Raw genomic sequence first — 24,662 nt, forward strand, 5'->3', positions numbered from 1 at the left:
TGTTATGCTTCGGCGCGCGAATGTACGGTACAAGCAGGCCCGATGTCAACGCCGGAGAAACACTCTATGAGCGGCAGAGCGACCTTTTGTTCGCCCGCTTCACTCAGTGGGCTTCGCCCCAATTATCGCCCGTTCCGACCTCGACGATCAGGGGCACCGCCAGGTCGGCCGCGGCCTCCATCCGCTGTCTTATCGCGGCGGCGCCCTCCTGCAGATAGTCCTCCCGGACTTCGAACACCAGTTCATCGTGCACCTGCATGATCATCCGGACCGGTGGATGCTCCGATTCTATCCAGCGGTCGACGGAAATCATCGCCCGCTTGATGATGTCCGCCGCCGTCCCCTGCATGGGCGCGTTGATGGCGGTGCGCTCGGCATATTGCCGGCGCTGGCCGTTCTTGGCGTTGATGTCCGGCACGTAGAGCCTGCGGCCGAACAGGGTTTCCACGTAGCCGCGCTGGCGTGCCGTTTCCCGGCTGTGGTCCATGTAGGCCTGGACACCCGGATAACGCCGGAAATACAGATCTATATAGAGTTGCGCCCGCTCTCGCCCCACACCCAGTTGCTTGGCGAGTCCGAAGGCGGACATGCCGTAGATCAGCCCGAAGTTGATGGCCTTGGCGGCACGGCGCTGATCGGCCGTGACGTTTTCCGGCGCGGTCTCAAACACTTCCGCGGCAGTCGCTCGATGGATATCTTCGCCCTGGGCGAAAGCCTGAAGCAGGCTCTGGTCGCCGGACAGATGAGCCATGATGCGCAGTTCGATCTGCGAGTAGTCGGCGGCCAGCAGCTTATAGCCCGGCGGCGCGATGAAAGCCTGGCGGATCTTGCGGCCCTCGTCGCTCCTCACCGGGATGTTCTGCAGATTGGGATCGGATGAAGACAAGCGCCCGGTGGCCGCCACCGCCTGGTGATAAGAGGTATGCACCCGGCCGGTCCTGGGATTGAGCTGCTCGGGCAGGCGGTCGCAATAAGTGGACCTGAGCTTGGAGATGGCCCGGTGCTCCAGGATCAAACGGGGCAGGTCGTAGATTTCCGCCAGTTCCTGCAACACCGACTCATCCGTCGAAGGCTGGCCCTTGGGCGTCTTCTTCACCACCGGCAGATTCATCTTGTCGTACAAAATGGTCTGGATCTGCTTGGGCGAACCCAGGTTGAAAGGCTGGCCGGCTTCGTCGTGGGCGGCCTTCTCGAGCTCGCGCATGCGCGCGGCCAACAAGTCACTCTGCTCGGCCAGCTTGAACACGTCGACCAGTACGCCGGTGCGCTCCATGCGCGAGAGCACGGGCACCAGGGGTATTTCGACCTCCTCGTACAAAGCCTTCAAGCTGGGCTCGGCTTCCAGCAAAGGCCAGAGATGCTGGTGCAGACGCAGGGTGATGTCGGCATCCTCGGCGGCATAGGCCGTGGCCGCTTCGATGTCCACCTGGGCGAACGGTATCTGCTTGGCGCCCTTGCCGGCCACGTCTTCGTAATGAATGGTCTGCTCCTTGAGATAATGAGCCGCCAGCGAATCCATGTCATGTCGCGTCGCGGTGCTGTCCAGCACATAGGACTCCAGCATGGTGTCGTGGCGTATACCGCGCAGTTCGATGCCGTGGTTGGCCAGCACGTTGGCGTCGTATTTCAGATGCTGGCCCAGCTTGGCGCGCTCGGGGTCTTCCAGTAGCGGCCTGAGCTTTTCCAGCACCGCCTCGCGGTTCAATTGGTCCGGCACGCCGGGGTAGTCGTGCTTCAGGGGGACATAGGCCGCCTCGCCCGGCTCAATGGCGAATGAGAGTCCGACGATCTCCGCGCGGGAATAATCGAGCGCCGTGGTTTCGGTATCGAAGGCGAAGAGCTCGGCATTCTCCAGACGCGCCAGCCAGCGGCGCAGATCCGCTTCCGTAGCCACGGTCTCGTAGCGTCGTTCGGTGGCCTTGGGCGGGTCGGAGGCCACCGCGGCCGCGGGCGCTGGCGCGCCGCCCGTGCCTTCGAGCTGCTTGAGCCAGGAATTGAACTCCAGGCGTTGCAGCAGTTCCTTCAGGCGCGCCGGGTCAGGAGTCGCCACGACCAGCTGGTCGGGCGCCACATCCAGCTCCACGTCGCATTTGATGGTCGCCAGTTCGCGCGACAAGGGTATGCTAGCCAGGCTCGCCCGCAGACTCTCGCCTATCTTGCCGCCGACCTCGTCCGCCCGCGCCATCAGCTCGTCCAGGCTGCCGAAGTCGGCAAGCCATTTCGCCGCGGTCTTGGGGCCGCATTTGGGCACACCGGGGATGTTGTCCGCCGTGTCGCCGACCAGGGCCAGATAGTCGACGATGCGCTCCGGCGGCACGCCGAATTTCTCGTTCACCCTGGCAATGTCCATGCGCGTGTTGTTCATAGTGTTTTCCAGCACCACGCGCTCGTTCACCAACTGCGCCATGTCCTTGTCGCCGGTGGAGATCACTACGCTGAAGCCTTGCTCCAGCGCGCGATGGGTCAGGGTACCGATCACGTCGTCCGCTTCCACGCCGCTTTCCATCAACAACGGGAAGCCCATGGTCCTGACCAGTTCGTGCAGCGGCGCGATCTGCGCGCGCAGATCGTCCGGCATGGGCGGGCGGTGTGCCTTGTAGTGCTCGTAGGCCTCGTCGCGGAAGGTCTTGCCCGGCGCATCGAACACCACGGCTACGTGCGCTTGCGGATATTCCGACAGCAGGCGTCGCAGCATGTTGGCCACGCCGACGACCGCCCCCACCGGCTCGCCGCGCGAATTGGTCAAAGGCGGCAAGGCGTGGAAGGCCCGATAGAGAAAGGACGAGCCGTCGACGAGAACCAGGGTTTTATCCGGGGAGGTAGACATGGTGTTCCGGGAATGAAAGTCGGGAAAGAGCCCGGGCGCTTGCTTGCCCGCGGCTTGCGTAAAGTGTGAAAATACCGGCCCCGCGCGGCACTATCAAGGCCCGGCGGATCAGGCCGACAGCCGAAACGGCCGACGACGAACCGTATCAGACCCCTAGCGAGCATGAACCGATGAACGATTTTTGGATTGCCCCTTCCATCCTGTCCGCCGACTTCGCCCGCCTCGGCGAGGAAGTTCAGAACGTCTTGAAGGCCGGCGCGGACATCGTGCATTTCGACGTGATGGACAACCATTACGTGCCCAACCTGACCATAGGCCCGCTGGTCTGCGAAGCCTTGCGCAAGCACGGCGTCACCGCGCCCATCGACGTGCACCTGATGGTCAAGCCGGTGGACCGCATCATCCCGGACTTCGTCAAGGCCGGCGCAAGCATCATCACCTTCCACCCGGAAGCCAGCGAACACGTCGACCGTAGCCTGCAGTTGATCAAGGACAGCGGCGTGCAGGCCGGCTTGGTGTTCAACCCGGCCACCCCGCTGCACTACCTGGACCACGTGCTGGACAAGCTGGACATCATCCTGCTGATGTCGGTCAACCCCGGCTTCGGCGGGCAGAAGTTCATCCCTTACGTGCTCGACAAGGCGCGTGAAGTCAGCAAGCGCATCAAGGCGTCCGGCCGCAACATCCGCCTGGAAATCGACGGCGGCGTCGGTCCTGCCAATATCCGTGAAGTCGCCGAAGCCGGCGTCGACACCTTCGTGGCCGGCTCGGCGGTATTCGGCGCCGGCAAGGACAGCGATCCCAACCGCTACGACTCCATCATCAAGTCGCTGCGCGACGAACTGGCCCAGGCCAAGCGCTAAGACAGATGACGCTCGTCCGCCCCGAACTGATCGTCTTCGATCTCGACGGCACCCTGGTCGACAGCGCGCCCGATCTGGCCTACAGCCTGGATACGCTGCTGGCCGAACTGGGGCGGGCGCCGGCCGGCGTGGAGCGGGTGCGCGGCTGGATAGGCAACGGCGTCGCCATGCTGGTGAAGCGCGGCCTGACCTTCGAGATGTGGCCGGAAGGCGAACCCGAAGGCTTCGCCGAGGCCTTGCCGCGTTTCATGGCCATCTACGCGGACAATCTGTGCGAGCGCAGCAAACTTTATCCGGGCGTGCTGGAGGGGATCCGGGCGCTGAAAGCCGAAGGCTACAAGCTGGCCTGCCTCACCAACAAGCACTCAGACTTCACCGAGCCACTGCTGGAAAAGCTGGGCGTCGCGCAGGAGCTGGATTACATCGGCTGTGGCAATCAGTTCGAGAAGCACAAACCGCACCCGGAACCCTTGCTCAAGACCGCCGAGCGTTTCGGCGTGCGGCCTGAGCATTGTTTGATGGTGGGCGACTCGGAAAACGATGTCGAAGCCGCGCGCGCCGCGGGTTACGCCATCGTCTGCCTACCTTACGGCTACCGGCGCTGCGCGGACGCGCAAGACCTCAAAGCCGACGCGCTGATCGACTCGATCGCCGACCTGCCGGGCCTCCTCGTCAAGCAGGCGGCATGATGGACATGACCACTCTAAGGGAACGATGGCGTCTTCAGAACCTGTAGCTTGGGTTAGGCCGTAACCCGACGAACGGCCTCCTCGTTGGGTTAAGCGTACGCTGAACCCACCCCGCACAGACTTTAGACTTTGAAGACCATGACTCCCGAACAATTCCACCATTACGCCGAACTCGGCTACAACCGCATCCCGGTCGCCCGCCAGGTGCTGGCCGACCTGGACACCCCGCTATCCGCCTACCTCAAGCTGGCCGACGGGCCCTATTCCTACCTGTTCGAGTCGGTACACGGCGGCGAGCAATGGGGGCGTTACTCCATCATCGGTTTGCCCTGCCGCACCGTGCTCAAGGTGCGCGGCCAGGCGATTTCGATCGAGCGTGACGGCCAGCCGGCCGAAACCCTGGCGGTCGATAATCCCCTGAGCTGGATCGAAAACTATTCGGCCGGCTTCAAGGCCCCGGAAATCCCCGGCCTGCCGCGCTTCACCGGCGGCCTGGTCGGCTATTTCGGCTACGAGACCATGGCTTACATCGAGCCGCGCCTGAAGACCGAAAAGCCCGACCCCATCGGCGCGCCCGACATCCTGCTGATGGTGTCGGAAGATGTGCTGGTGTTCGACAATCTGAGCGGCAAACTGCTGATCGTCACCCACGCCGACCCGGCCGAGGCCGAGGCGCTGACCAAGGCGGAAGCCAAGCTGGACGGCCTGGTGCATAAGCTACGCGAACAGGCCTTGCCGATACGGCCGCAGCGTCCTGCCAAGCAGGTGGACGAAACCGACTTCGTCTCCGGCTTCACCCAGGAAGGCTATGAAAACGCCGTGCGCCGGATCAAGCAGTACATCGTCGAGGGCGACACCATGCAGGTGGTGTTGTCGCAGCGGCTTTCCATTCCTTATTCGGCCTCGCCGCTGGACTTATACCGGGCGCTGCGTTGCCTGAATCCCTCGCCCTACATGTTCAACCTGAATCTGGGTGACTTCCACGTCGTCGGTTCCTCACCGGAGATCCTGGTGCGTCTGGAAGACGAGACGGTCACCGTGCGCCCCATCGCCGGCACCCGCAAGCGCGGCAGGACGCAGGAAGAAGACCTCGCACTGGAAGAGGAACTGCTGGCCGACCCCAAGGAGATCGCCGAGCACCTCATGCTGATCGACCTGGGCCGCAACGATGCCGGCCGGGTGGCGCAAACCGGCTCGGTCAGGGTGACCGATAAGATGATCGTCGAGCGTTATTCCCACGTCATGCACATCGTCTCCAACGTCACCGGCAAGCTGAAGGAGGGCCTGAACGCCTTCGACGTGCTGGCCGCCACCTTCCCGGCCGGCACCGTGAGCGGGGCGCCCAAGATCCGGGCCATGGAGATCATCGGCGAACTGGAACCGGTCAAGCGCGGCGTGTATTCCGGCGCGGTCGGCTACATCGGCTGGTCCGGCAACCTGGACACCGCCATCGCCATCCGCACCGCCGTCATCAAGGACGGCACCCTGCACATCCAGGCCGGGGCGGGCATCGTCCACGATTCCATTCCGCTGAACGAATGGGAAGAAACCATGAACAAGGGCCGCGCGGTGTTCCGCGCCGTGGCTTTGGCCGAGGCCGGCCTGGAAAAAGGGGAGTCCCTATGAGCGCCCGCGTGCTGATGATCGACAATTACGATTCCTTCACCTACAACCTGGTGCAATACCTGGCCGAACTGGGCGCCGAGGTCGAGGTGGTGCGCAACGACCAGATCGCCGTCGAGGAGATCGAGAAGATCAATCCGGACAAGATCGTCATCTCGCCCGGTCCCTGCACACCCAAGGAAGCGGGCATTTCGGTGGAAACCATACATCGCTATGCCGGGCGTTATCCCATACTGGGGGTCTGCCTGGGACATCAGAGCATAGGCCATGCCTTCGGCGGGCACGTCATCCACGCCAAGTCCATCATGCACGGCAAGACTTCGCTGGTGCGACACAAGGACCAGGGCGTGTTCGCGGGACTCAAGAACCCGCTGCAAGTCACCCGCTACCATTCGCTGGTGATCGAACACGCCACGCTGCCCGATTGTCTGGAAATCACCGCCTGGACCGAAGACGAAAACGGCGGCTTCGATGAGATCATGGGCGTGCGCCACAAGACCCTGGCCGTCGAGGGCGTGCAATTCCACCCCGAGTCCATCATGACCGAACAGGGACACGAGTTGTTGAGGAATTTCCTCGTCGCCTAATGTAGGTCGGGTTAGCGGCGTCATCGCGTAACCCGGCCTATCCCGCATGTCGCCGGGTTACGCCCTCGCAGGCTGACCCGACCCACGAAAAAACCCGAAACCCAGCCCCATGAACCTCCCCGCCGCCCTCAACCATCTGCTCAACGGCCAGGATCTCGAGCCCGTGCAGATGAAAGCCTTGATGCTCGGTATCATGAGCGGCAAAGCCACGCCGGCGCAGATCGGCGCATTCCTGATCGCACTGCGCGCCAAGGGCGAGACGGTGGACGAGGTCGCCGCCGCCGCCGAGGTGCTGCGCGAGCTTTCGACCAAGGTGCATGTCAACGGCGAACACGTCATCGACACCTGCGGTACCGGCGGCGACGGCGCCCATACCTTCAACATCTCCACCGCCGCCGCCTTCGTGGTGGCGGCCGCCGGCGGCAAGGTGGCCAAGCACGGCGGTCGCTCGGTTTCCAGCAGCACCGGCAGCGCGGACGTGCTGGAAGCGGCCGGCGTCAATCTGGATCTGACACCCGAACAGGTCGGGCAGTGCATCGATAAGATCGGCATCGGCTTCCTGTTCGCCCAACGCCACCATGGCGCGATGAAACACGCCGTCGGTCCCCGCAGGGAACTAGGCGTGCGCACCCTGTTCAACCTGCTCGGCCCGCTCACCAACCCGGCCGGCGCGCCCAACCAACTGCTCGGCGTGTTTGCACGCTTATGGGTGGAGCCCATGGCCCGCGTGCTGCAAAAGCTCGGCAGCAAACATGTGCTGGTCGTCCACGCGGAAGACGGACTCGACGAGATCAGCATCGCCTCGCCTACCTACGTGGCCGAACTGAAAAACGGCAAGGTCGAGACCTACACCCTCACACCCGAGCAGTTCGGCGTCGCCCGCACGCCGCTGGCTGCGCTGGCAGTGGACAGTGCAGCCGCCAGCCTGGCCATGCTGCGCGGCGTCCTCGACGGCAAGCCGGGACCGGCGCATGATATCGTGGCACTGAATGCGGGGGCGGCGATATACGCGGCGGACCTGGCGGGTGATCTCGCAGCGGGCGTGCTGCGCGCCCAAGAGGTAATCGCCGACGGCTCGGCCCGGCGCAAGCTGGATGAACTGATCGCGGTAAGCCAGTCCTTCACGTGATCGCATCACGACTCAAACTGCCGACGGCCGGTTAGGGAGCGAAGTGGATCTACACATCGACCCGATTAAAGCCAGGATCATGATCGGCAAAATGGTTCTTGTCGGCATCACCCGCCGCGACCGCTCCGACAACGTACTGGGCCTGGAGCAGTACTTCGGAATCGTCCTGCGGGTCAATTTGGATGAAGGCTTGGTGATATCCCGCGGAGACACGGGTGAAGAAATGTCTTTGCCTCCCATGCTGGAACGGTACGAGGAAGCCGAAAAAGGCGAGTACCAGCTTAAAACCACCGGCTTCGTGGTCAAGGACCCGGATTACCTGGCCACATGGACCGTCTACCCTCCGGTGAACCATTGAAAGCACGGCAGCATCCTGGCCCGGCACGCGGCCGGTGTTGTTTCGGCCCCCCTTCGAGGTTCTCGCCGTTGCGCCGCTTTGCGAGGCCCTCGGTTGCCATGAAAGTCGCGAAGCGAACACTTTGGTCTCCCTCTCCCACTGGGAGAGGGCAGGGGTGAGGGAAACAGCTTATGGCGCGAGCGCCATAAGCTGTTAATGGCATACCGATGAGCTGGCAACACTACATACCGGAAGACATTACCGCGCTTTACGAAGTGCACGATTACAAGCACGCCGCGGCCATACTCAAATACGAATTTCCCGTGGAATTCCAGGAAATCTGCTGCGCCTTGCGCGCCTTCCGGCTGAGCGAACAAAACGTGCGCGATCCGGGCGGCAGCGAAAGTGCGATCCCCAAGCGCTTCTCGGATATCCTCCGCCCCATGGGATGGCGCGAACAAAAACTGAACGCCAAGGTGATCGTGGACGGCCACGAGTTCGCCCACGACAGCCATAACGTGGATTACCTGAAAGGGCGGGTCGCGTTCGATCTGGAGTGGAACAGCAAGGATCAGACCTACGACCGCGACCTCTACGCCTTCCGGGCGTTTTTCGACTACGACAAGATCAGCGTCGGCGTCCTCGCGACGCGCAGCAACGATCTCGACCCCTGGTTCAAGGAACTGGGGATATACGGTAAATACGGTGCCAGCACCACCCAGATGGGCAAGCTCCTGCCCCGGCTGGACGCCGGGCGCAACGGCGGCTGTCCGGTGCTGGTGTTCGGCATCACGACGCAGTTGATCGAACAGGCACAGGCTTCATGTCCATAGAAACGCTCTCCGCCGCGGACGACTTCCTTCAGTTCGCCCAGGGGCGGAAATTTTCCACCGTGCTGGCGGATCCGCCCTGGCAGTTCCAGAACCGCACCGGCAAGATGGCGCCGGAACACAAGCGGCTGTCCCGTTATCCGACCCTGACCTTACAGGAGATCAAGGACATCCCGGTGGAAGCCGCCGTCAAGGACACCGCCCATCTTTATCTCTGGGTGCCGAACGCCTTGCTGGCCGAGGGCCTGGCGGTGATGGAATGCTGGGGTTTCACCTACAAGACCAATCTGATCTGGTACAAGGTGCGCAAAGACGGCGGACCAGACCGGCGCGGCGTCGGGTTTTATTTCCGCAACGTCACGGAGATGATACTTTTCGGCGTCCGTGGCAAGAACGCGCGTACCCTGCAGCCGGGTCGCAGCCAGGAAAACATCATCGCCACCCAGAAGCGCGAGCACAGCCGCAAGCCCGACGAGCAATACGCTCTGATCGAATCTTGCAGTCCCGGCCCTTACCTGGAGATGTTCGCCCGCGGCAACCGGCCGAACTGGCAGTGCTGGGGCAATCAGGCCGAAGATTACGCGCCGGATTGGGATACCTATGCCAACCATTCCCAGTCGAACATCGTGTCCATTAATGATCGGCGCAAGCGCAGTTAAGCCCACGGTTGCATGCCGTTAGCGGCGAACTTGTCGAATACGGGGTTCGGCGCGATCGCTCCGAATAGCGCCCGCAAGTACCCCGGCCCCGGTTGCCCCCACCGCAAACAACACCTAAAACAGACCCATCATGACCGATACGCCCGACATCCTGAAGAAAATCATCGCCCGCAAGCACGAGGAAATCGCCGAGCGCAAGGCACGGGTTCCGGTTGAATTCCTCCGCGAACTCGCGGCTGGCGACTGGCCGCGCGGCTTCGTCTCCGCGATCAAGTCCAAGATCGCCAAGGGCCAGCCGGCGGTGATCGCCGAAATCAAGAAGGCCTCGCCCAGCAAGGGTGTGCTGCGCGAGGATTTCCGCCCGGCCGAGATCGCCTGGAGCTATGCCTCCGCCGGCGCGGCCTGCTTGTCGGTGCTGACCGACCGCGACTTCTTCCAGGGTGCCGAGGTTTATCTGGAAATGGCCCGCTCGGCGTCCGCCCTGCCGGTGATCCGCAAGGATTTCATCATCGACCCCTACCAGGTGGTCGAGGCGCGCGCCATCAAGGCCGACTGCATCCTGTTGATCGCCGCCGCCCTGGACGACGCCCGTCTGGCCGAACTCGCCGCCCTGACCAAGGAACTGGGCATGGACGTGCTGGTGGAAGTGCACGACGCCGACGAACTGGAGCGCGCGCTCAAGCTGGACCTGCCGCTGATCGGCATCAACAACCGCAATCTGCGCAGCTTCGAGGTGTCGCTGAACACCACGCTGGACCTGCTGCCGCGCATCCCGGAAGACCGCATCGTCGTCACCGAAAGCGGCATCCTGGCACCTGCAGACGTCGCCCTGATGCGCGAGCACAAGGTCAACGCCTTCCTGGTCGGCGAAGCCTTCATGCGGGCCGACGATCCGGGCGCGGCATTGAAAGCGCTGTTCTTCGCCTGAGCGGTTCAACTGAATCCCCTCAAAACTTTAATCCTCCCCCGAACGAACCGCCATTGAGTTAGGCCCCTCTCCCTGTGGGAGAGGGGTTGGGGTGAGGGCCAAGCGCGTACGCTGCTTACGGTGACCATGTTGGGACACCCACACGCTTAGCCCTCACCCTAGCCCTCTCCCAAAGGGAGAGGGAAGCAAGAGCCTGACTCAATGCTTGGCTCCAGGAGGAAGCGTACGCCGGACTCTTTACATGAAATACCGCGATCTGCGCGACTTTATCGGCCAACTCGAAGCCCGCGGCGAGCTGAAACGCATCGCCTATCCGGCCGATCCCAGGCTGGAGATCACCGAGATCTGCGACCGCACCCTGCGGGCGGGCGGGCCGGCCTTGCTATTCGAGAATCCCAAGGGCTACGACGTCCCGCTGCTGGGCAATCTGTTCGGCACTCCGGAACGCGTGGCCTTGGGGATGGGCGAAACCTCGGTGGAAGCCTTGCGCGAGGTCGGCAAACTGCTGGCCTTCCTCAAGGAGCCCGACCCGCCCAAGGGCATGAAGGACGCCTTCGACAAGCTGCCCATCTTCAAGCAGGTGCTGAACATGGCGCCCAAGGAGGTCAAGCACGCGCCCTGCCAGGAAATCCTGCGCTTGGGCGAGGACATCGACCTCGGCCGCTACCCGGTGCAGACCTGCTGGCCGGGCGATGCCGGCCCGCTGATCACCTGGGCCCTGGTCATCACCCGCGGGCCTTACAAGGAACGGCAGAATCTCGGCATCTACCGCTGCCAGGTCATAGGCAAGAACAAGGTCATCATGCGCTGGCTGGCGCACCGCGGCGGCGCGCTGGACTACCGCGACTGGCAGGCCGCGCATCCGGGCCAGCCTTTCCCGGTAGCCGTGGCGCTGGGCGCGGACCCGGCCACCATACTCGGCGCCGTCACGCCGGTGCCGGACTCCTTGTCGGAATACGCCTTCGCCGGCCTGTTGCGCGGTTCCAAGACCGAGGTGGTGAAGTGCCGGCTGAGCGACCTGCAGGCCCCGGCCAGCGCGGAGATCGTGCTGGAAGGCTTTCTCTATCCCGGTGAAACCGCACCGGAAGGTCCGTTCGGCGACCACACCGGCTATTACAACGAGGTGGAGGAGTTCCCCGTCTTCACCATCGAGTGCATCACCCAGCGGGAAAATCCGATCTACCACAGCACCTACACCGGTCGGCCGCCGGACGAGCCGGCCATCCTGGGCGTGGCGCTGAACGAGGTGTTCGTACCCCTGCTGCAAAAGCAGTTCCCGGAAATCGTCGATTTCTACCTGCCGCCGGAAGGCTGCTCTTATCGCATGGCGGTGGTGAGCATGAAGAAGCAATACCCTGGTCACGCCAAGCGGGTGATGTTCGGCATCTGGAGTTTCCTGCGTCAGTTCATGTACACCAAGTTCATCATCGTCTGCGACGACGATGTGAACGTGCGCGACTGGAAGGACGTGATGTGGGCCATCACCACCCGCATGGACCCGGCGCGCGACACCACGCTGATCGAGAACACGCCGATCGATTACCTGGACTTCGCTTCGCCGGTCTCGGGCCTGGGCTCCAAGATGGGCCTGGACGCGACCAACAAATGGCCGGGTGAGACGACCCGCGAGTGGGGCAGCCCGATCAGCATGAGCGCCGAGGTCAAGGCCAAGATCGACGGCATCTGGGCCGAGTTGGGGATAATTTGACCCTTGCAGGCGGCCGGGTGCCCGGGGTTCGGGCAAATACCCGGCTGTGACAGGGCTCGCCCCCTCTGGCGAGGTTGCGCCGGCAAGCCGGCGGCGGCGTACCGTCAATTGAAAGCCGCGCCATATGGGGTTCTAATGTTTGAACCGCACGGACAACCCCACCCCGTCATTTAGGATGAAACCACCGTGAGCAAAATTACCCGCCACCTGCGCTCCCGCGGAATGGAAACCCTATCGGTCGGCATGCTGCTGGCCTGCTCCTCCGGCCCGGCATTTTCTGAGACCCTATCCTCCGACGTGTCGTGGTCCGTCATTGGGCGGAATATCACCATTTCCAATCCTGCATTCACGGCAGCGGGCGACGGGACTTTTGCAGGCAATGCCGCGACCGTAAGCTCCGGCTCCAGCATTACCCTGACGGGCGCATATTCCATACAGGAAGGGGACACTTCTTATTGCCCATTCTGCGTCATCCAACTTTACACGGCATGGATTTCGCCCGCACCGGCCAACTCGCAAGGATTCTACTCGGGAGAAATCTTCCCTGGATTTGGCTCTTTATCCGGCGTCCTTCCGGCATGGACATCGGATGCGCCAAAAACTCCCGGGACCTACTACATCGGTCTGGCATCCACGCTAGATTTTTTCTATCACCCCAATATGGCCGGCGCCGCCGGAGCGGACGCACAAGGGATACCCGGCGCCGCGCCCTACCAGGTCACCGTGATCCCCATCGCGCTGGCCCCGAATCCCTCGCCCAATACCTTGAGCACGAACCCCGGATACTATTACTCCACGTCGGAGACATATATCAATGGCGGCACTCTGACCAACAACGGCGCGACGATACAGAATCCCGGCACATTCATTAACCAGGGGACCGTCGCGCAACAAGGCGAATGGGAAAACTCCGGAAGCATCATTAACTCGGGCCAATTCGATCTGCCCGGAAATGGCCACATTACCGGCACGGGGACTTATACCCAAACGTCTGGACTAACCAACTTGTCCGGCTCATTGCAAGCCAGCCAGGTCGACATCCAGGGAGGAACATTCAATCTGTCCGGCGGCAGTGTGCAGGCCAGCACGTTTGTCAACCAGGGCGTGCTGAACTATTCCGCAGGAAGCCTCCAGGCAAGCCTTGCCAACCGAGGCACGGTGAACGTGCAAGGCGAATGGGATAATTCCGGAAGCATCATTAACTCGGGCCAATTCGATCTGACTGGAAATGGCCGCCTTACCGGTACGGGGACTTATACCCAAACGGCTGGACTAACCAACTTGTCCAGCTCATTGCAAGCCAGCCAGGTCGACATCCAGGGAGGAACATTCAACCTGTCCGGCGGCAGCGTGCAGACCAGCACGTTTGTCAACCAAGGCGTGCTGAACTATTCCGCAGGAAGCTTCCAGGCAAGCTTGCTGAACCGGGGGGTCGTGAATGTGAGCGGCGTCGGCGCCCATGTCGTCGGCGGCGATGTGCTGAACCGCGGCACCTTCAACGTCACCGAAACCACGGTGAGCTTCGGCGGCACCTTCACCAACGAAGGGGCCTACATCAGCGATCCTTCGCTCAACCAGTTCCAGAATCTGAGCGTCGGCGCCGAAGGCTATCTGGTGGGGGGAGAAGGCGACGTCTTCGTCGTAAGCGGCGACTTCCAAAACGGTTCCACGCAAAGCAGCCTGTGGGAGACCAGCGCATCGACCCTGGTCTTCGCCGGCGGCTCGGGGCAACACGTCATGGGCTTGGCCGGTGAAGACCGGGGCGCGCAGGCCTCGGCCTTTCTCAACAATTTTTCCTGGGGCACGCTGGCTTTGGCCAGCGGCGATCGGCTTAATCTGACCGATGGGAATACGACCCCGGGCGCCGCCCTGTACGCCCGCCGCATCGTGCTGCCCGGCGGCACCGCCCAACTCGCCAGCGTATTCAGCGATTACAACGTTTATTTCGATCCCAGTCTGACGGAAAACCAATACCTGCTCGGGGCGAGCCTGGGCGGGGGCAAAGGCCGCTTGCTGCCCTGGAGCTTCGTCCCCGGCCTGACCGATACGGGCGGCACGGATGCCTTGACGGAAAACGAACAGACCTTCGCCGCGGCGGTGGACGAGTCGTGCACCGCGGCCACCGGGCAACTCGCCGAGCGCTGCCTGGAACTCCAGGCCCTGGACAATGACGGTAAGAACCAGGCGGTACAAAGCCTGACGCCGGACCAGACGCCCACCCAGACCAACCTCGGCATCAAGTTCAACAATACCCGCATGGATGCGCCGCTGGCCCGCCTGGCCTCCTTGCGCGTGGGCGGGGTCGGCCCGCTGGCGCTGAACTTCAACGGCTATGCGGTATCCCTGGGCGCGACCGGCGGAGCCGCGGGCGACGAGCCGTTCCGCGACAGTCCGCTGGGCGTGTTCATCCAGGGCAAGATGAGCCTGGGCGACAAGGACGAGGATGCCACGGCGCGCGGCTTCCATTACGAGACCCGCAATGTGACCGTGGGTGCGGATTACCGGTTCAACGACAATCTCGTGGCCGGCGTGGCCTTGAGCTACGCCAATACCAACACCGTGTTCGCGAAGGGATCGGGCGAGATGAACCAGGACAGCGTGCTGGGCGGCCTTTACGGTAGCCTGTATCTGCCGCAGGACTACTACGTGGACTGGCTGGTCAATTACGGTGGCCTGGATTACACCCTCACGCGCCAGCTGGCCTACTCGGGATTCAGCGGCAAGGCCCGCAGCACGCCGGGCGGCGACCAGTTCGGCGTGTCCGTGAGCGGCGGGCGGGATTTCGCCTGGAAGGAATGGCTGGCCAGCCCCATCCTGCGCTTCGAATACTCTCAGTTGAACGTCGATGCCTATCGTGAAAAAGGCGGCGGCGGCCTGGGGCTGAACGCGGACAAACAGTCGGACGACTCCCTGGTATCCGACCTGGGCGCGCAGATCGGCCACAACCTCAGCCTGCCCTGGGGCGTGGTGACGCCCGCGCTACGGGTGGAATGGGAGCATCAGTACCTGAACGACAATCGCAGCATCCACATGCGCCTGAACGACGCCTCGGCGGGCCTGGGGGCGTTCACGGTCAACACCGGTAAACCGGACCGCGATTACCTGAACCTGGGCGGCTCGGTCGCCGCTGTGCTGCCCAACGGCGGTTCGGCCTTCCTGCGCTACGAGACCCGCCTGGGCCAGAGCAGCATCAGCAACCACATCGTCGAACTCGGCCTGCGACTGAATTTCTAACCGCCTAGCCCGGGACACCTTATAGCCAGCGGTTGTTTTGTTCCCCGTTTTGGCTTATCTAGGAGCGGCAGTCCCGGCGTTTTGCCCTGCCGCGTAGTGGAAGCTCCGACCGAATCGCGAAATTTGCTCGGAACGCACCCGAAGCATCGACTTCCTTTCCAAGGAACATGCCTAAGGAAGCATAGGGCAGGCTGTCGTCCGCTACCGATTGCCACTATGGAGTCATTCATGATTTTCGGAATTCCGCGCCCAGCCACCCCGTCAAAGGCGGCCAGATCATCACGCACCGCCGGAACGGTTGTCGACACAGGCCGTGGCCACGGCTCCCATGCCCGACGCACCGTGGTTTCGGCAGCGGTTTCGGTTCTGCTCTGCGGTCCCGCCGACGCCGCCGTGATAGAAATCACCCAAGGCGGCGGTTTGGGTGCGGAGCAACTCGTTTCAGCCATCTTCCAGGCCAACCAAACGGCCGGCACCGACACCATCAATTTCGCGCCGGGCATAGCCCCTATCCTTCTGACCGTGAACCTGCCGACACTCACCGACAGCGTGACGATCAACGGCGCCAACGTCACCATCGATGGGCAGAATCAACACAGCGTGTTCTTCGTCGGCAACGGCGATACCGCGATTTCCGTCACCATCAACAATCTCACCGTGGTCAACGGCAAGGCCGTTGGCGGCAACGGACAGAATGCCGATGGCCTCGGCTGGGGCGGCGGCGGCGGCGGCGGACTGGGAGCCGGTGGTGGACTGTACGTCAACCAGAATGCCGCCGTGACGATTTCCAACGTGCAGTTCTCGGGCAACAGCGCGCAGGGCGGCAACGGCGGCGTTGGCGGCAGTGGCAACAGCGGTGGCGACGGCGGTAACGGCGGCGGCAACGCCGGCGGCTTCGGCGGCGGCGTCGAAGTCATCGATGGCGGCGCAGGCGGCCTCGGCGGCGGCGGCGGCGGGGGCGGCGGCGCCATCTTCTCTTCCTTCGCCATCGGCGGCAATGGGGGCAACGGCGGTTTCGGCGGTGGGGGCGGCGGCGGGGGCGGCGGCCAGTTGTGCGGTCCGAGCGGCGGGCCATGTGCGGGAGGCATAGGCGGCCAGGGAGGTTTCGGCGCAGGGAACGGCTCCGGCGACTCGAGCTTTACCAGCGGCAACGGCGGCGGCGGTGCGGGACTGGGTGGAGCGATCTTCGTCCGGGAGGGCGGTTCGCTCAACGTAACCGGAAACTTAAGCGAAACGGGCGGTTCCGTGACGGCCGGGCAAGGTGTAGCTTCGCCCCTCGCCAGCGGCAACGGCAGCGCTTACGGCAGCGGCCTGTTTCTGCAGGGCAACGGAACGCTCACCTTCAGTCCGTCCAGCGGCGAGACCCAAACGATCAACGGGGTGATCGCCGATCAAACCGGTAGCGGAGGTACCGGCGCGAATGCCGGTTCCTGGTCTATCAGCAAACAAGGCGCCGGCCTGCTGACCCTGAACGCCAGCAACACCTACACCGGCGGCACGGCCATCAACGCCGGCGTGCTGCAGATCGCCAGCCTGAGCAACCTGGGCAGCGGCGGCGTTTCGTTCGACGGCGGCAGCTTGCGCCTGGTCAGCGCGCTGACCATCGACCGAACCCTCAGCCTGAATACCGGCGGCGGAACCCTGGACACCAACGGCCTCGACGCGACCGTGAGTTCGGCCATCGGTGGCAGCGGCGGGCTCACCAAAGCCGGCGCCGGGACACTGACCCTCAGCGCCGCCAATACCTATGTCGGCGGCACGGCCATCAATGCCGGCGTGTTGCAGATCGCCAACCTGAGTAACCTGGGCAGCGGCGGCGTTTCGTTCGACGGCGGCCGCTTGAGGCTCACCAGTGCCTTGTCCATCGACCGGGCCATCACCTTGAACCGCTCGGGCGGGACCGTGGACACCAACGGCTTCGACACGACCGTGAGCTCCGCCATCGCTGGCCCGGGCGGCCTCACCAAAACCGGCGCGGGCGCCCTGAACCTCTCCGGCATCAGCACCTATACGGGATTGACGACGGTGGACGCCGGTACGCTGAATCTGACCGGCTCCCTGCCCAACACCGCGGGCCTGGTGAACCGGGGCATCGTGAACCTGAGCGGCGTCGGCGCCCATGTCGTCGGCGGCGATGTGCTGAACCGCGGCACCTTCAACGTCACCGAAACCACGGTGAGCTTCGGCGGCACCTTCACCAACGAAGGGGCCTACATCAGCGATCCTTCGCTCAACCAGTTCCAGAATCTGAGCGTCGGCGCCGAAGGCTATCTGGTGGGGGGAGAAGGCGACGCCTTCGTCGTAAGCGGCGACTTCCAAAACGGTTCCACGCAAAGCAGCCTGTGGGAGACCAGCGCATCGACCCTGGTCTTCGCCGGCGGCTCGGGGCAACACGTCATGGGCTTGGCCGGTGAAGACCGGGGCGCGCAGGCCTCGGCCTTTCTCAACAATTTTTCCTGGGGCACGCTGGCTTTGGCCAGCGGCGATCGGCTTAATCTGACCGATGGGAATACGACCCCGGGCGCCGCCCTGTACGCCCGCCGCATCGTGCTGCCCGGCGGCACCGCCCAACTCGCCAGCGTATTCAGCGATTACAACGTTTATTTCGATCCCAGTCTGACGGAAAACCAATACCTGCTCGGGGCGAGCCTGGGCGGGGGCAAAGGCCGCTTGCTGCCCTGGAGCTTCGTCCCCGGCCTGACCGATACGGGCGGCACGGATGCCTTGACGGAAAACGAACAGACCTTCGCCGCGGCGGTGGACGAGTCGTGCACCGCGGCCACCGGGCAACTCGCCGAGCGCTGCCTGGAACTCCAGGCCCTGGACAATGACGGTAAGAACCAGGCGGTACAAAGCCTGACGCCGGACCAGACGCCCACCCAGACCAACCTCGGCATCAAGTTCAACAATACCCGCATGGATGCGCCGCTGGCCCGCCTGGCCTCCTTGCGCGTGGGCGGGGTCGGCCCGCTGGCGCTGAACTTCAACGGCTATGCGGTATCCCTGGGCGCGACCGGCGGAGCCGCGGGCGACGAGCCGTTCCGCGACAGTCCGCTGGGCGTGTTCATCCAGGGCAAGATGAGCCTGGGCGACAAGGACGAGGATGCCACGGCGCGCGGCTTCCATTACGAGACCCGCAATGTGACCGTGGGTGCGGATTACCGGTTCAACGACAATCTCGTGGCCGGCGTGGCCTTGAGCTACGCCAATACCAACACCGTGTTCGCGAAGGGATCGGGCGAGATGAACCAGGACAGCGTGCTGGGCGGCCTTTACGGTAGCCTGTATCTGCCGCAGGACTACTACGTGGACTGGCTGGTCAATTACGGTGGCCTGGATTACACCCTCACGCGCCAGCTGGCCTACTCGGGATTCAGCGGCAAGGCCCGCAGCACGCCGGGCGGCGACCAGTTCGGCGTGTCCGTGAGCGGCGGGCGGGATTTCGCCTGGAAGGAATGGCTGGCCAGCCCCATCCTGCGCTTCGAATACTCTCAGTTGAACGTCGATGCCTATCGTGAAAAAGGCGGCGGCGGCCTGGGGCTGAACGCGGACAAACAGTCGGACGACTCCCTGGTATCCGACCTGGGCGCGCAGATCGGCCACAACCTCAGCCTGCCCTGGGGCGTGGTGACGCCCGCGCTACGGGTGGAATGGGAGCATCAGTACCTGAACGACAATCGCAGCATCCACATGCGCCTGAACGACGCCTCGGCGGGCCTGGGGGCGTTCACGGTCAACACCGGTAAACCGGACCGCGATTACCTGAACCTGGGCGGCTCGGTCGCCGCTGTGCTGCCCAACGGCGGTTCGGCCTTCCTGCGCTACGAGACCCGCCTGGGCCAGAGCAGCATCAGCAACCACATCGTCGAACTCGGCCTGCGACTGAACTTCTAACCGCCGATCATCACCGTCGGAAAACCGCCCACGATGACGCCGCCATGCGCGGTGTTGTCGCCCATGCGCGCCGCCGGCTGATTGCCGATGAGCACGGTGGCCGAACCCTTGACGATGGTATCGGGCGGGCCGACGCAGGTGACCACGTCCCCCACGCGCGCGGCGGGAAGGTTGCCGATCAGCACGGTAGGCGCGCCCGGCGCGGTAATGGGCCCACCGACGTGCGGCTTGGGGCCGTCGAACATTGGGCAGGTATGCATGTCGGTGAGTCTCGCGGCGGGCGGCATGGTCAGGCTCCGGGAGCAGTAGGGGCGACTTTGCGGCCGTCGCCGCCGTTGGCGATATCGATGGCCTGTTCCAGGAAAAGCCGGTATTTCTCCGCGGCCTTCTCCGGCTCGCGGATGACCACCGCCAGGCGCACGGCGCCGATCACCGCTTTGGCGTTCAGGTTGTCGGCGGGAGGAACCGCCGGCACGTTTTCCGGCGCCAGGCTGCCGCCGCTCCAGAACGCCGCCACCGCGGCCCAGGCGGCCGGATGGTCGAAGGGGGTCGCCTCGGCGGCGGCCATGGCGAGTCGGCGGTTTTCTTCCGACGGCGTGTAGACCCACTGCTCAGCCGCCGCCAAAGCCTGCACGTACGGGGCGGGCGGGTTCTCGCCCAGCGCGCTGCGGGCGCACAGGCAAGCCCACCAGGTCGCTTCCCGCTTGGGCAGGGCGCGCGCCATGAAGTTGACGGCGTCGCCGTAATGGCCGGCGGCCAGCAGCCCTTCCAGGAAGTCCGCCGGGCTGAGCTGCGGGCTCAGCAGCGACTTGGCCTCCGCCGACAACTCGATGTCCCGGCTGAAGGTCTCGGCCGCCGGGGAAGCCACTTTTTTGAAATTGTGTCCGCTCATCTGCGCTTGTTCCACAGCGGTCAATTGATCTTAACCAAACCGCCCTTGACCGTAAGGATTCCGTCTCCGGATACCGTCGTCATCGGACTTTTCAGGTCGGCCTTGGAATCGCCTTGCACGGTGACCATCATGCCCTTGATGGTGATGCCTTGCTGGTCGATCTTGATGCTGTTGCCGCCCACCTTCAATTCGATGGACTGCATGGCTTCCAGCTTACTGCTGCCCGCATCGATCTTGGTTTCCTGATTGCCCTGCTTGATCGACAGGGTATGGTTGCCCACGTCCAGGATGACGTCCCGCTTGCCCTGCTTGAGCTGCAGCATGTCGTTGCCCTGATCCAGGGTGGTTTCGCGCTTGCCCTTTTTCAGATGCAGGGTGTCGTTGCCTTCCTCCAGGGTCACGGTACGGTGGTTGTAGATGTCCACCGTCTGGTCGCCGGCGTCCTGCTTGTCGAAACCGATTTTCAGCGTGGCGTTGTTTTCCACCACGACATTCATGTCTTTCTCGGCATGGATGCAGATCTCCTCTTCGTTCTTCTTGTCCTCGAAGCGGATCTCGTTGTAGTTCTCGGCCGTGCCGTTCAGGCTGCTGCGCGTCTTGATACCGCTCTGCGTCCGGTTGTCGGGCAGGGTGTAGGGCACGGTCTGATCGGCGTTATAGACGCAGCCGGTGATGATGGGCTGATCCGGGTCGCCGCCGAGAAAATCGACGATCACCTCGTTGCCTATGCGCGGGATGAACACGGCGCCCCAGCCCTTGCCGGCCCAGGGCTGGGCCACGCGCACCCAGCAGGAGCTGTTCTCGTTCCGCTGGCCGTCGCGGTCCCAGTAGAACTGCACCTTGACCCGGCCATACTGATCGGTCCAGATGTCCTCGCCCTGCGGCCCCACCACCACGGCTGTCTGCGGGCCACCGGCCATGGGCCTGGGTGTGGCGGTTTCCGGCCGGTATTGCTGGGCACGCGGCAGGGCGGCGAACTCGCAGTCGTAGACCTCCTGGCCCGCGTCGCCCGCGCCATAGGGGCCGGCATCGATCCGCAAGCGGGTTTCGGTCAGCAGGTATTCGCCGTTCTGGTCGCTGCGCGGATGCTCCTTCAGGGTGAACAAGGACCCCGACGCCGCGTTCATGGCGTTGGTCGCACCCACATACCAGGCGTGGCGCGACTGGAATTCGTGCAGCCGCCAAGCGGCACGGGACTGGCCCAGCCCCGACTGCTTGTACTTGCCCGGAGAAAACTCGTAGCGTTCCAGCGCGGCATGCTGATGGCTCCGGCTCTGCGCCGAACTGACCGTGAGGTCGGTGCCGGGACTTTCGAAATCATAGTCGCGCATCGCCACCTTGCCCGGCTGAACGCGGTGTTCGGACGCCCATTGGTAGACGTACACATCGCGCGCCCGCCGGTTGCCGGCCTCGGGCGCAAAGGCGAGTTCGCTGCCGCCAGTCAGCGTAGGATGGCCGTCGTTGGCGTCGGCCAGGACGACCGTGTGCTTTTGCGCGGTGTGCTCGAAAAAATAATTGATGCCTTCTTCTTCCAGCAGACGGCTGACGAACTCCAGATCGGTCTCCCGATGCTGGACGCAGTATTCCCTCACCGGGTGGGTCTCGGACAGGGCGAATCGGTAGTCGGTGAAGCCGTGCGCATCGAACACCGCCTTGACGATGTCGGGCACGTTCTTTTGCTGGAACACGCGCAGGTTGGAGGCGCGGCTGAGCAACCACAGCCAGGGACGCAGGCGCACCTGATAGCGGAAGTAGCGCCCCTCCACCCCGGCGTAGCCGAAGCGGGCGATGTGGCCGTGGAAATAGCGCGAGGTCTCGTCGGCCTGGATCAGGGAAATCGCCAGCGGATGCCCCAGCAGGTCCGCAGCCGCCAGGTTGGGGTTCTCGCTCAGCAGCACCAGCTCGAAATCATAGGGCCGGCTGAGCGCTTCCGTGCCACTCATCGAACGGAACAGCAGCACGTCCGGCTCCAGAGGGCTGGTCGCTACCGCCGCTATCCGTTTGTCCTGGGTGGTTTCCGGCATCGTTACGTCCTCGTTCTCGCTGGTTGGCCTAGCGGACTATCGTCGCGCCGCGGAGAGATACGAGTCAAGAAGTCCTTCCCTCAGATTGGCCGGCGGATTGATGCCGATCTACACTCCATATCCTCCCACCCCCTGATTTTCGATTAGGAAAGCAAACCTCATGAGTGTGTTGGATGCCGCCCGTACTGCCTTGCGCCAGGGCAATAAGGACAAGGCCCTGATGTTGGCGCGCAAGGCCGTCGCCAAGGCGGGGGAAGATACCGCCGCGTGGATCCTACTGGGATTCGCACTGGCGGCGAACGATCTCTGGGACGAGGCTATCGAGACCCTGCAACGGGCCACCGACCGCACACCCGACTCCGCCGAGCTTCGCTTCGAACTTGCCCGCACGGCCTATCAGGCACGGCGGCTGGACATTGCTGAAGCTGCTTACCGCAAGGTTCTGGCACTCCTGCCCAAGAATATCGCCGCCTATTGTAATCTCGGGGTGGTTTATTCCGTTCAGGGCCGGCTGGCAAATGCCGAGGACTGTTACCGCGATGCGCTGAAATACTGCCCCGCCGAGCTGCGCGGCGGCATCGCCTACAACTTGGGCGAGGTTTTGCGCCGGCAGGGCAAGCCGGAAGATGCGATCGCCGCGTTGCAGGATGCGGTTGCCGCGGAACCCGGCCTGTACGTGGCGCACAACGCCCTGGCGGGCACCTTGTTCGACCTGAAGCGCATGGCCGAATCGATCGCGGCCTACCGCAAGGCCATCGCGGCCGACGCCGGCCGGCCCGAGCCACGCTACAAGCTGAGCCAGGCCTTACTGGCGGAAGGACGCCTAGCGGAAGCGGAGGACGAGATGAGGGGCTACCTGAGCCAGCGCCCGGAAACCTCGAGTGCCTACGAGGCACTGGGGCGCATCCTCATCCTGCAGGAGCGCCAAGGTGAACTCGCCGGCGTACTGGAGGATTGGGAACGGAACCTGCCCGGCGACCACCGGCTGGAACACGCCAGGGCCGCCTGGTCTTTTCAGGCCGCGCCAGCCAGGGCCTCGGACGGCTACGTGCGCCAGGTGTTCGACGGTTTCGCGGAGAATTTCGACGCGACGCTGAAAAAACTCGACTATCGCGCCCCGCAAGCCCTGGTGGAGGCCTTGCACGAAACCGGCGACATGGGGGAGGGAAAGGCGGACATCCTCGATGCCGGCTGCGGCACTGGCCTGTGCGGCCCACTGCTGCGCCCGCTGGCGAAACGCCTGGTGGGTGTCGACCTGTCGGCCGGCATGCTGGCCAAGGCGGGGGAGCTGGGGATATACGATGCGCTGCACGAAGCCGAACTCGGCGATTACCTGCAGCGGCAGGCGGGCGCGTTCGACGTCGTGCTGTCGGCCGACACCCTGGTCTATTTCGGGGATTTAAAACCGGTGATCGCGGCGGCCGCCGCGGTGCTGCGGCCCGGCGGACGCCTGCTCTTTTCGCTGGAGCACGCCGCGGACGCCGAACCCGAGCCGGTCTATCGGCTCAACGCCCACGGCCGCTATTCGCACACCCAGGCCCACGTCGCCGAGGCCTTGAACGCCGCGGGGCTGGGCCTGCTATGCCTGCGGCACGAGGTATTCCGCAAGGAAGCCGGCCAGCCCGTACCGGGTTTGCTGGTGGTGGCCTCCAAATGACCCGCGCCGCCCGCTGTAGGGTGGCAAACGGATCAATTCCGAAGGGGACATGTCGCACCCCCACGCTGCTTACACATAATCCTCCCAATCGTCCGACTCCGCCTTCCCCAGTAGCTCCGCCGTGGTCTTTGGCGTCACCGGTGTCGCGATAGGCGGCGGGAAGAAGTTGTCGGTTTCGGTGGTCACTCCCCAATCGTTCCATGTACTCGAAAGGGATACGATCGGGGGCGTCAGACATGGTTTTACTGGAACCGCCGAGCCCCCTTTGGCGACCGCATCCATGGCCTCTAGGAAAGTTTTAAGCAGACGAGCCGCTTTCTCCACCCTGGTTGCGTTTTGCCCAGGCCTGGGATCTATCCTTCCCCACCCCTCCGGTTCCGTTCTTTGTCCAGTCCACTGGGCGTCGTAGCGATACCAAATCATGATCGTATCGTTCTTGGCAGCACTGGGCTTCATCGATATGTGGACGCTACGCCGATTTTTGGCCTGCTGTACGGAAAAATGCCTGCGGCTGCCGATTTCTTTTTCTCCCCCGTCAAGCACTTTTTGATTGAAGTAGTAAAACCAGCCGTCGCTATTGCTTTTACATACTCCTCGACGAACCGATTCCTTAGGGGTAAGCAACTTGAATGTTTTATCGCCCACGAGAAGTAATTCAGGCAACTTATTCGGTAACGAATACGACACGATCTCTCCTTCCAGTCTTTGCAATCGAGCAAACCAGAGCGACCTCGATTGACTTCATTGACAAATGAAATAACCAAGCCCAACGCTACGCAAC

Annotated in this window: 18 protein-coding genes; 13 read left to right on the forward strand and 5 right to left on the reverse strand. The window is 63.5% G+C overall.

The window, feature by feature from the left end:
* Positions 1–103: 103 nt before the first annotated feature.
* Positions 104–2,827: a DNA polymerase I gene (gene polA / locus JWZ97_RS14305; RefSeq protein WP_205430502.1), complete on the reverse strand. Its 2,724-nt coding sequence runs from the start codon at positions 2,825–2,827 to the stop codon at positions 104–106.
* 170 nt (positions 2,828–2,997) lie between these two features.
* On the opposite strand from polA, the gene rpe reads away from it, so the two are divergent.
* The 12 genes from rpe to JWZ97_RS14365 all read left to right on the forward strand — a co-directional run bounded on the left by rpe (position 2,998) and on the right by JWZ97_RS14365 (position 19,308).
* Positions 2,998–3,690, forward strand: a complete 693-nt coding sequence (rpe, locus tag JWZ97_RS14310) for a ribulose-phosphate 3-epimerase (protein WP_205430504.1) — start codon at positions 2,998–3,000, stop codon at positions 3,688–3,690.
* 5 nt (positions 3,691–3,695) lie between these two features.
* Positions 3,696–4,379, forward strand: coding sequence for a phosphoglycolate phosphatase (locus JWZ97_RS14315; protein WP_205430506.1), 684 nt, complete (start codon positions 3,696–3,698; stop codon positions 4,377–4,379).
* Positions 4,380–4,517: 138 nt separating this feature from the next.
* Positions 4,518–6,005 (forward strand): anthranilate synthase component I, encoded by a 1,488-nt coding sequence (trpE, locus tag JWZ97_RS14320; protein ID WP_205430509.1) that lies wholly within the window; start codon positions 4,518–4,520, stop codon positions 6,003–6,005.
* Positions 6,002–6,589: an aminodeoxychorismate/anthranilate synthase component II gene (locus tag JWZ97_RS14325; RefSeq protein ID WP_205430511.1), complete on the forward strand. Its 588-nt coding sequence runs from the start codon at positions 6,002–6,004 to the stop codon at positions 6,587–6,589. Before trpE ends, JWZ97_RS14325 begins: the two co-directional genes overlap by 4 nt.
* A gap of 109 nt (positions 6,590–6,698) precedes the next feature.
* Positions 6,699–7,718 carry an anthranilate phosphoribosyltransferase gene (trpD, locus tag JWZ97_RS14330; protein ID WP_205430513.1) on the forward strand — a complete coding sequence of 340 codons (1,020 nt, stop codon included), beginning with the start codon at positions 6,699–6,701 and terminating at the stop codon, positions 7,716–7,718.
* A 43-nt stretch (positions 7,719–7,761) separates the two neighbouring features.
* On the forward strand, positions 7,762–8,076 hold the full coding sequence (locus JWZ97_RS14335) for a hypothetical protein (protein ID WP_205430514.1): 315 nt from the start codon (positions 7,762–7,764) through the stop codon (positions 8,074–8,076).
* 206 nt (positions 8,077–8,282) lie between these two features.
* Entirely contained in the window at positions 8,283–8,888 is a 606-nt protein-coding gene (locus JWZ97_RS14340; RefSeq protein ID WP_205430516.1) for a BglII/BstYI family type II restriction endonuclease, read from the forward strand.
* Positions 8,879–9,544 (forward strand): MT-A70 family methyltransferase, encoded by a 666-nt coding sequence (locus tag JWZ97_RS14345; protein WP_205430518.1) that lies wholly within the window; start codon positions 8,879–8,881, stop codon positions 9,542–9,544. Before JWZ97_RS14340 ends, JWZ97_RS14345 begins: the two co-directional genes overlap by 10 nt.
* Before the next feature lie 130 nt (positions 9,545–9,674).
* Positions 9,675–10,472, forward strand: a complete 798-nt coding sequence (gene trpC, locus JWZ97_RS14350; protein ID WP_205430520.1) for an indole-3-glycerol phosphate synthase TrpC — start codon at positions 9,675–9,677, stop codon at positions 10,470–10,472.
* A gap of 241 nt (positions 10,473–10,713) precedes the next feature.
* A complete protein-coding gene (ubiD, locus tag JWZ97_RS14355; protein ID WP_205430521.1) occupies positions 10,714–12,180 on the forward strand; it encodes a 4-hydroxy-3-polyprenylbenzoate decarboxylase in 1,467 nt (488 codons plus the stop codon).
* 186 nt (positions 12,181–12,366) lie between these two features.
* The gene (locus JWZ97_RS14360; RefSeq protein ID WP_205430529.1) at positions 12,367–15,414 is read left to right on the forward strand and encodes an autotransporter outer membrane beta-barrel domain-containing protein; all 3,048 of its coding nucleotides are present in this window, start codon (positions 12,367–12,369) and stop codon (positions 15,412–15,414) included.
* 393 nt (positions 15,415–15,807) lie between these two features.
* Positions 15,808–19,308 carry an autotransporter domain-containing protein gene (locus tag JWZ97_RS14365; protein ID WP_205430540.1) on the forward strand — a complete coding sequence of 1,167 codons (3,501 nt, stop codon included), beginning with the start codon at positions 15,808–15,810 and terminating at the stop codon, positions 19,306–19,308.
* On the opposite strand, the gene JWZ97_RS14370 is transcribed toward JWZ97_RS14365, so the two are convergent.
* The 3 genes from JWZ97_RS14370 to JWZ97_RS14380 are packed head-to-tail and all read right to left on the reverse strand — an operon-like array spanning position 19,305 to position 22,224.
* Complete coding sequence (locus tag JWZ97_RS14370; protein WP_371822515.1) at positions 19,305–19,568, reverse strand: PAAR domain-containing protein; 264 nt, start codon at positions 19,566–19,568, stop codon at positions 19,305–19,307. The two genes, JWZ97_RS14365 and JWZ97_RS14370, sit on opposite strands and share 4 nt — an antisense overlap.
* Before the next feature lie 29 nt (positions 19,569–19,597).
* Positions 19,598–20,200 carry a hypothetical protein gene (locus JWZ97_RS14375; RefSeq protein ID WP_205430544.1) on the reverse strand — a complete coding sequence of 201 codons (603 nt, stop codon included), beginning with the start codon at positions 20,198–20,200 and terminating at the stop codon, positions 19,598–19,600.
* Positions 20,201–20,220: 20 nt separating this feature from the next.
* Positions 20,221–22,224 carry a type VI secretion system Vgr family protein gene (locus tag JWZ97_RS14380; RefSeq protein ID WP_205430546.1) on the reverse strand — a complete coding sequence of 668 codons (2,004 nt, stop codon included), beginning with the start codon at positions 22,222–22,224 and terminating at the stop codon, positions 20,221–20,223.
* A gap of 160 nt (positions 22,225–22,384) precedes the next feature.
* Between JWZ97_RS14380 and JWZ97_RS14385 the strand changes: the two genes are divergently transcribed.
* Entirely contained in the window at positions 22,385–23,881 is a 1,497-nt protein-coding gene (locus tag JWZ97_RS14385; RefSeq protein WP_205430548.1) for a tetratricopeptide repeat protein, read from the forward strand.
* A gap of 69 nt (positions 23,882–23,950) precedes the next feature.
* Here the strand turns inward: JWZ97_RS14385 and JWZ97_RS14390 are convergent, their stop codons facing one another.
* Complete coding sequence (locus tag JWZ97_RS14390; RefSeq protein WP_205430550.1) at positions 23,951–24,592, reverse strand: hypothetical protein; 642 nt, start codon at positions 24,590–24,592, stop codon at positions 23,951–23,953.
* Positions 24,593–24,662 lie beyond the last annotated feature (70 nt).

The sequence above is a fragment of the Methylococcus sp. EFPC2 genome (genome assembly GCF_016925495.1).
Lineage (GTDB): Bacteria > Pseudomonadota > Gammaproteobacteria > Methylococcales > Methylococcaceae > EFPC2.